At 44.8% G+C, this 7,808-nt stretch carries 6 protein-coding genes; 2 read left to right on the top strand and 4 right to left on the bottom strand.

The window, feature by feature from the left end; translation table 11 throughout:
* Together uvrA and AC1DSE_RS25940 are read right to left on the bottom strand one after the other, a co-directional pair.
* Positions 1 to 2,899: excinuclease ABC subunit UvrA (gene uvrA, locus AC1DSE_RS25945; protein WP_477528405.1), on the bottom strand; the 2,899-nt coding region annotated here is incomplete at its 3' end.
* A gap of 7 nt (positions 2,900 to 2,906) precedes the next feature.
* On the bottom strand, positions 2,907 to 3,863 hold the full coding sequence (locus AC1DSE_RS25940) for a nucleotidyltransferase domain-containing protein (protein ID WP_441880936.1): 957 nt from the start codon (positions 3,861 to 3,863) through the stop codon (positions 2,907 to 2,909).
* A 238-nt stretch (positions 3,864 to 4,101) separates the two neighbouring features.
* Between AC1DSE_RS25940 and AC1DSE_RS25935 the strand changes: the two genes are divergently transcribed.
* Both AC1DSE_RS25935 and AC1DSE_RS25930 read left to right on the top strand, forming a co-directional pair.
* A complete protein-coding gene (locus tag AC1DSE_RS25935) occupies positions 4,102 to 5,610 on the top strand; it encodes an S-layer homology domain-containing protein (RefSeq protein WP_477528404.1) in 1,509 nt (502 codons plus the stop codon).
* Positions 5,611 to 5,639: 29 nt separating this feature from the next.
* On the top strand, positions 5,640 to 6,359 hold the full coding sequence (locus AC1DSE_RS25930; RefSeq protein WP_441880934.1) for an ankyrin repeat domain-containing protein: 720 nt from the start codon (positions 5,640 to 5,642) through the stop codon (positions 6,357 to 6,359).
* Between the two features lie 62 nt (positions 6,360 to 6,421).
* Here the strand turns inward: AC1DSE_RS25930 and AC1DSE_RS25925 are convergent, their stop codons facing one another.
* Both AC1DSE_RS25925 and AC1DSE_RS25920 read right to left on the bottom strand, forming a co-directional pair.
* Positions 6,422 to 6,868 (bottom strand): acetyltransferase, encoded by a 447-nt coding sequence (locus AC1DSE_RS25925; RefSeq protein ID WP_441880933.1) that lies wholly within the window; start codon positions 6,866 to 6,868, stop codon positions 6,422 to 6,424.
* Positions 6,869 to 6,892: 24 nt separating this feature from the next.
* The coding region (locus AC1DSE_RS25920) for a GNAT family N-acetyltransferase (protein ID WP_441880932.1) at positions 6,893 to 7,808 on the bottom strand (916 nt) is incomplete at its 5' end.

Below are 7,808 nucleotides of genomic sequence, written 5' to 3'. Positions count from 1 at the left end.
GCTCTAGATTAAACGGTTCCCCAGCTACAAGCATCTCACGCAAAAACTTACCGGTAAGTGATCCTTGTGTCTTTGCTACCTCCTCAGGCGTACCGCATGCAACGACCATCCCACCGTTATTTCCACCTTCTGGTCCCATATCTATGATGTAGTCCGCTACTTTAATCATATCCAAATGATGTTCAATAACGACGACAGAATGGCCAGCGTCTACGAGCTGATGAAGGCAATCGATCAGCTTCTGAATATCCTGCAGATGCAAGCCCGTTGTCGGCTCGTCGAGAATATAAAGATTGTGGGACCCCCTAGATAATTTACTGAGCTCCGTGGCGAGCTTAATCCGCTGAGCTTCTCCACCAGACAGCATCGTTGACGATTGCCCGAGTCGTAAATATCCTAGACCCAACTCATTCAAAACATTCAATTTATGCAAAATATAAGGTTGGTCAGAGAAAAACAAAGCCGCTTCCTCTATGCTCATCTCCAAAACCTGAGCAATGTTCTTCTCACGAATACGAACATCAAGAACTTCCTCGTTGAACCTAGCTCCTTGGCATACTGGACAAACGGATTCTACATCCGGCATAAACTGAAGCTGTGTCGTTACCATTCCTTCACCTTGGCAATTTTCGCATCTCCCCCCATTTTTCTGATTGAAGCTGAAATCGTTTTTGGTCAATGTATGTCCGCTTGCGCTAGCCGCCTTCGCATATAAATCACGAATTTTATCAAAGAAACCTACGTAAGTTGCCGGATTGGATCTTGTGCTTCTTCCGATCGGAGATTGATCAATGTTGATTGTGCCAGTTAAATGCTCATGCCCCGACAATGAATCATGCTCTCCAGGAACAATTCGCGCATCACGGATGACGGCATGAAGCTGCTTGCCGATCACTTCGTGGATGAGTGTGCTTTTGCCAGAACCAGAGACGCCTGTTATACAAACCATAACGCCAAGCGGAATGTCGACATTAACATTGCGCAAATTGTTCGCCCTCGCTCCTCGCAGCGATAAGGTCATCCCAGTTGGCTGTCTGCGTGTTGCCTGCACCTCAATACTCCGTTTGCGCGCCAAAAAAGAACCTGTGATGGAGTCTGGGTTGTCTCGAAGCTGTTCAGCCGTGCCCTCTGCCACTACATTTCCTCCATGCAAGCCTGGACCTGGACCGATTTCGATAATGTGATCGGCACTGCAGATCGTATCCATATCATGCTCCACAACAATAATTGTATTGCCGATATCACGAAGCTTTCTCAACGTGTCGATAATACGAATGGAGTCTCTCGCGTGCAAGCCGATACTCGGCTCGTCCAGCACGTAAAGCATCCCCATTAGTCCCGAACTAATTTGCGTAGAGAGACGAATTCGCTGTGCCTCACCGCCAGAAATTGTATCGGAGCGGCGTCCAAGACTTAAATAATCAAGCCCAATATCAAGCAGCAGGTTTAATCGCGATTGGATTTCGGAAGCAACCTGCTGACCCACATTAGCTTGCTGCTCCGCATACTTTACGGATGACAGAAATGCATTTAATTCAACAAGCGAATAGTTGCTTAGCTCATGAATGTCTGCGCCTCCTACCTTCACACGGAATCGCTGCGGCCGCAGCTTCTTCCCTTCACAATCGGGACAAGTATGCTCGACCATCACACGCTTATAAAACTCATCCTCACCTGTGGATTGTGTTTTACGTTTTAAGTATAGCTTGTACCACCAATTGATAATATGAACTAAACCAGCAAAGCTCATTAGCTTGCCAGCATGACGGAATTGCGACTTTGAGGCTTCCTCCCCAGGGAGGAAAGGGAATTTCTCACCTTTTGTACCGTACATCAGGATGTTCTTGATCTCCTCCGGCAAATCCATGTAAGGTGTATCCAAGCTGAACCCGTAATGGCTCGCAAGACTCCGTACGCTTGACCAATGCCAAGTGCCGGTGCTTGGACCAAGAAGCTTCGCATCAATTGCTCCTTTGTTAATGCTTTTGTCCGCGCTTTTAATCAGGAACCTAGCTTCGGCTCGCATAAACGTTCCAATACCGCCGCAAGTGCTGCAAGCACTGCTTGGATCGTTAAAAGAAAAGTAATTCGCGCGCAACTCTCCCATAGTAAGCTGATGCTCTGGACATGCAAAGCCCTGGTAGAACCGATCACGGTCGAGCTTCGTTTCCTCTGGAGTATTTGCGATATCGAATCGGATAAAACCTTCCCCGACCAGCTTTAAGCTGTTCTCAATTGTCTTCACAAGCGCCTTAAACGAATCCGGCTGGACAATAATCTTGTCGACAACAACTTCTATTCGGTAATCTGCCTCTTCATCCAGCTCGATCGTATCACTGAGACTATGCTTATTCCCGTCTATACGAATCATTCGAAACCCTTTGGAACGAATTTCATCGAAGGTTGTTTCATATTTTTCACCATAAATTTTATAAACCGGAGCAAGCACCTCAAGTTCTGTCCCGATTGGCAGCTGACGGATATGATCGATCATTTGTCCTGCTGATCTAATCGGTACGGGATGCTCACAGAATGGGCAGCAGGCTTCTCCAACCGATGCGAAGAGCAGCCTCATAAAATCATAAATATCCGTCATCGTACCAACGGTTGAACGCGGATTAACAATTCCTTTTTTTTGCTCGATAGCAATGACAGGGGACAGTCCAAACACAAAATCAACATCCGCTTTCTTAAGCTGGTTCATCCGACTCTTAGCAAACGTTGAAAGCGATTCCAAAAATCTACGTTGGCCTTCTCCATAAATCACATCAAACGCCAGCGACGACTTCCCCGATCCGCTGACACCCGTGATGACCGTCAGCTTGTCCCGCGGAATGTTCACGTCTATATTTTTTAAGTTGTTTTGTCTTGCACCCTTAACTTCAATAAACTGTCTCATAAGTTAATCACATCCCCCAGATTGGCTCATCGAATTCCTCATACAAATAAGCGGGCTCGAGCAGCATGATTCGGCTTTTCGGCGTCGCTTTTCTCTCCGATTCCAGCTTCATTAGAAGCCCTTTCTCAGCCAGCCAATCGCAAGCTGTTGCTATGGAGCCTGCATCAATATCAATAACCGTGCTGAACTTCATGACGATATCCGTCACGGTGCGAACGTCGCCTTCCTCTTTCAAGTATGCGAGCACTGGCTGAAACAAAAACTCCGCTCTTTCATCTAAATAATGGTTCACAAGCTCTATAGCTGCACGAACCTTCGGTTCGGTAACCTGYTCGCATACTAGCTCCGTGTAGACCTTGGTAAAAAAATCCGGATGATGTACCAATGCCTGCTGAACCGCCTCCCGCATCGGAACTTCCGCATGAAGCAGCACTTCGATTTGCGCCAGTACATCAATCATTTTGATCAACCAGAAAGCGCTGTAAGCTGCATCTTGCTTCACATACAGCCATTTCTCCGATTTGGAAAGCAGACTGAGCACATGACAGCCAAGACGTTGCAGTTGAAGCTGCCTGTCGCGATCGCCAACATAACGAATTTGTTCAAAATATTGCGTTATAGACTCATCCTTTGTGAACAGCAGTGTACTCCGTACAAGCATTGACTGCTGAAATGAGCCGCTGACGGAACGTTCCATCCACCTTTTAAACTCATTGCGCGTCTGAATGCTGGTGTTGATCGGAACATCATTTTCTACAAAACAAACATAACTGTTCTTTAGCTTCTGGTCGTGAACGATCAGCTTGAGGTCAATGTCTGATTTCTCCCATACTTGATCATAGGACAGGCTGCCGAAGAGTACTGCTGCAATGATCTGCTCATCCTGCTTAATTTTTTCGACAAATTGACTCAGTGACTCTATAAGCAGCTTCCTTTTGTCCTCACCGACTTTTTGCAATTCCATGAGCCTCCCCTTTCCGAACTTTAGACTATCTTCTATTAATATATACCAGAAATAGGATTAATCTATCAATTATAATATGTTTGTTCCATTTATTTGTTGGTCAATCTCTGAACATAATTTCGAGAATGTTTATGTGGATTTTATATTTTATTAATAACTGGTTTCTTGGGCGTTTAACTCTATCCTCTATTATAGAAACAGGCAATAACAAACGAAACGATCTGAGGAGGATTTACAAATGAGAAACTATAAGAAAAAAGCAGCAGCCCTTTTGGTTGCAGCTGCACTTGGAGCATCGACCATTCCGTATGCTGTTATGAACGTATCCGCAGCACCAGCAGTCATTACAAAAGTTTCTGCATCCTCACCATTATCCAATAAAGATATAGAAGCAGCTGTTAATGAGCTCGTAAAGCTTGGTGTTATGCAAGGTTATCCCGACCAATCCACGGGTACCCTAAACCCCATTAATCGTGCCGAACTTGCCAAAATGATCGTAAAAACTTTCCTTCTCGAAGACACTGCTCCAAATACAGTAACCTTAACGGATGTGAGTCCGAATGCTTGGTATGAAGATTATGCTGCAACGGTTGTAGCGCTTGGCATCATGCAAGCTGAGAACGGTCAATTTGGGCCTCGAGCTGTGGTCTCAGATGAAGAGCTGATTCAAGCCGTATCCAAAGCATTARAGCGTGATCTCAAGTCCGTGAATGCATGGGCCAGTCCGTTCAGCTCTACGAATAATAACTTAACCCGCGGCGAAGCTGCTTATTTGTTGCAAACCGCTCACAAGGCTATTCCATCGGACCAAGCTAAAATCACAAACGTCCAAACGCTAAATGCCATTACCCTCATCGTGACTTTCGATAAACCGCTTACGACAACGGATGAAGAATTCACGAAGGCAAAAACAGATTTTGCATTTAACGATGGTCTTACTTTAACCAATATGCCGCGTCTAAAAACCGGTTCCATCGCAACCTATATCGTTCCTACTTCCGTTCAGCAAGCAGGCACAACCTATAATCTCACTTATAAAGGACAACATGCCGCTTCTTTTACTGGAAATGCAACGAAAGTAAATATGACAACAGCAAGCCAAGTAACAAATGATACGTTTGAGGTAGAAGCGCTGCAAGCAAACGGAGTAACTGACTATGGCTATATCATCTCAGCCTATAGCGGCGGTCGAGGTGCGAATGCATTCATCCTCGATGAGAACAACCAAGCAGGCGGCAAGACATTCCAAATCATTTCTTCAATGCAAGCTCGCCAAGTGACGATTACACCTGAAGGCGGTCAACCGATCATTGCGAAATATGTACCTTTCACACAATCAACAGATGGCAAGCAGGAGCCTAAATTCCGCCTTCCCGAAGGGCAAACATTGAAGCCGGGCGTGACTTATATGGTAACGTCAGATTGGGCTGCTATCGCGAACGCTTCCTTTGTAGCAAAAGAAATACCAACCTTGCAGTTAACTGGTGCTGAAGCTGCTAGTGAAACTTCGATTCTCTTGACTCTAGCACAAGACCCTGGAGATGAACTATTCTCTGGCCGCAGTGTTGAGTTAACGGCGCCAACTGGCGAGAAGATCGTTGCTTCCTATAAATATTCCAGCCGTAAAGGCGCAGTTGGCGTATTTGATTTGGCGAAAGACACGAAATTAACGCCAGGAACAACGTACACAGTAAAACCGATAGGCTCGTGGGCAACCGCCCAAGATGTTACAATGTCCTTAAAATAAATTAATTTCTGAGAAAGGATGGGTGTGTGATGTTGCGGTTAATTATAATCATGCTAGCTCTTATCATTTCGGGCTGTCAGGAAAATAATGATCAGGAATTAACAAATGATGAGCAGCATGCAGCCCAATCGGTGAACAACGAAATGGACAAGTTGAATAAAGCTTTGTTAGCAGCAGCAAAACAAGGAGATCGAGCGTCAATAACTAAGCTACTAGCCGAAGGTGCCGACATCAATGCGACCGACGATCAAGGCAGAACCTCTGCAATGATTGCAGTGCATACGAACCAGCTCGATGTGTTTAACCTCTTTATAGAAAAAGGAGCAAATATCAATATTCAAGACAGTCGCTATGACAACCCGCTCCTTTATTCAGGCGCAGAGGGGCTGATGGACTTCGTTCAAGCATCGATAGCTGCCGGCGCAGATACAACCATCACCAATCGCTTTGGCGGTACCGCACTCATTCCAGCTGCAGATCGTGGACATGTTGAGATTGTAAGGGAGCTGCTAACCACATCCGACGTCAATATCGATCATGTGAATCAGCTTGGATGGACCGCACTTCTTGAGGCTATTATTCTCGGGGATGGCGGAGCAGATCATCAGGCGATCGTGCGATTATTAATCGATCACGGCGCTAATGTAAATCTTGCGGATTCAGAAGGCGTAACCCCGCTGAAGCATGCCCAGAACCGGGGTTTTAAAGAAATGATTGAAGCCTTGCAGCAAGCTGGTGCACAGAAATAGCGGAACGATAATTTATACAAGAACAACCTACGTGGAGTGGGTTGTTCTTTTGTATATTTATTTCAACGCTTTAATACTAAGTGAAGTATCGGAAATGGTCGTCCTGAACTGTCTAGTTCAGAGCGTCCTTGCTGTACAAAACCATATCGTTTGTAGAAGGTGAATGCTCCTTCGTTTTGCTCATTGACATCGACTTGGAGACTGCTGCCTTTTAATGCTTCGGCATGTTTTATTAATCGACTGCCTATACCCCTTCCGTGGTTATCGGGGTGTACGAAAAGCATCTCGATCTTTGTTCCATCAAGCCCAATGAACCCTGTCGGTACTTTGTTTTCATTTACCTCTACCCAAATCTCAACTTCCTTTAACGCACCATTTTGAAGCATCTGATGATAGAATGCAATATCCTTATCTGTCAAAAATGTGTGCGTATGTCGCACAGCCTGATACCAAATATCCACTAATTTATCGTGATCGTTTTCTTGATAGGGAACAATTTTGTTTATCATAACTCATCCTCCGTATTCATTCACTCATTTGTCAGAGAGTTGTTTTAACCAGGAATAACTAATACTAACCTGCGAGAATCCAAGTGATTTATATAAACCTGCATCCGATGCGACATATACATTTTCAGCACCTAAAAGCCTGCATCTCCGCATTCCTTCCGTAAGTGCAATGCTTGCTAGTCCCATACGCCGGTAATCCGGATCTACACAAACAGGTTCAATATAGGCTGCTCGACTAAGATGATCATACCAGAACCCTGCATACGCAACAAAATTCCCTTCTTCATTTTCAATTACGATATTTATAGAAGGATCATATCCAGGTGCACTCTGCATATAGCCTGAATTCCATAAATCTTTGGGGTCCGGTTCGCCAGCATGATCAAAGCCCCGCCATAAAACGCGCAGCCTGCGTCCATCATCTTCTTTTTTCCGAATATTTCTTACTTGAAGTCCTTCAGGCAGCTTCAGATCAGGGAGCTCATCTACGATTGACCTGCCGGAGTAAACCTCATAGAGAGCAGCATCCCGTATATATCCTCTTTCTTCTAATAAAGCTTTCAATGCTTCATTGCTCTCATCCACATGAAACTCTATACTTTTCCGGCCATCTTCTTTTATTTCATATAAATTCGCTTCCGCGTATTCAATCATTTCCGAATACAGGAATGTATAATTCGGGTCTACATCCAAATATACCTCGCCTAGTTCGCTCTCGAAATGAGCAACTGCTACTATTTCTCCATCTTCTTCCCACAGTCCGATTTGTTCGAACACTCCAGCTTGTTTCAGTGGTACGATATTGGGATGAAAAACGATATATTCCCACCGGGCTGGCATAAATACATGACCAACAGACCATTTTCCAAATATATTTATCAGAAAATCTCTAACCCTGATAAAATCATCTTCTTTATAATGCCCGCACTCTATTCTCATT

The organism is Paenibacillus sp. 01L418 (assembly GCF_056400045.1).
This window is presented reverse-complemented; position numbering and strand designations above follow the sequence as displayed.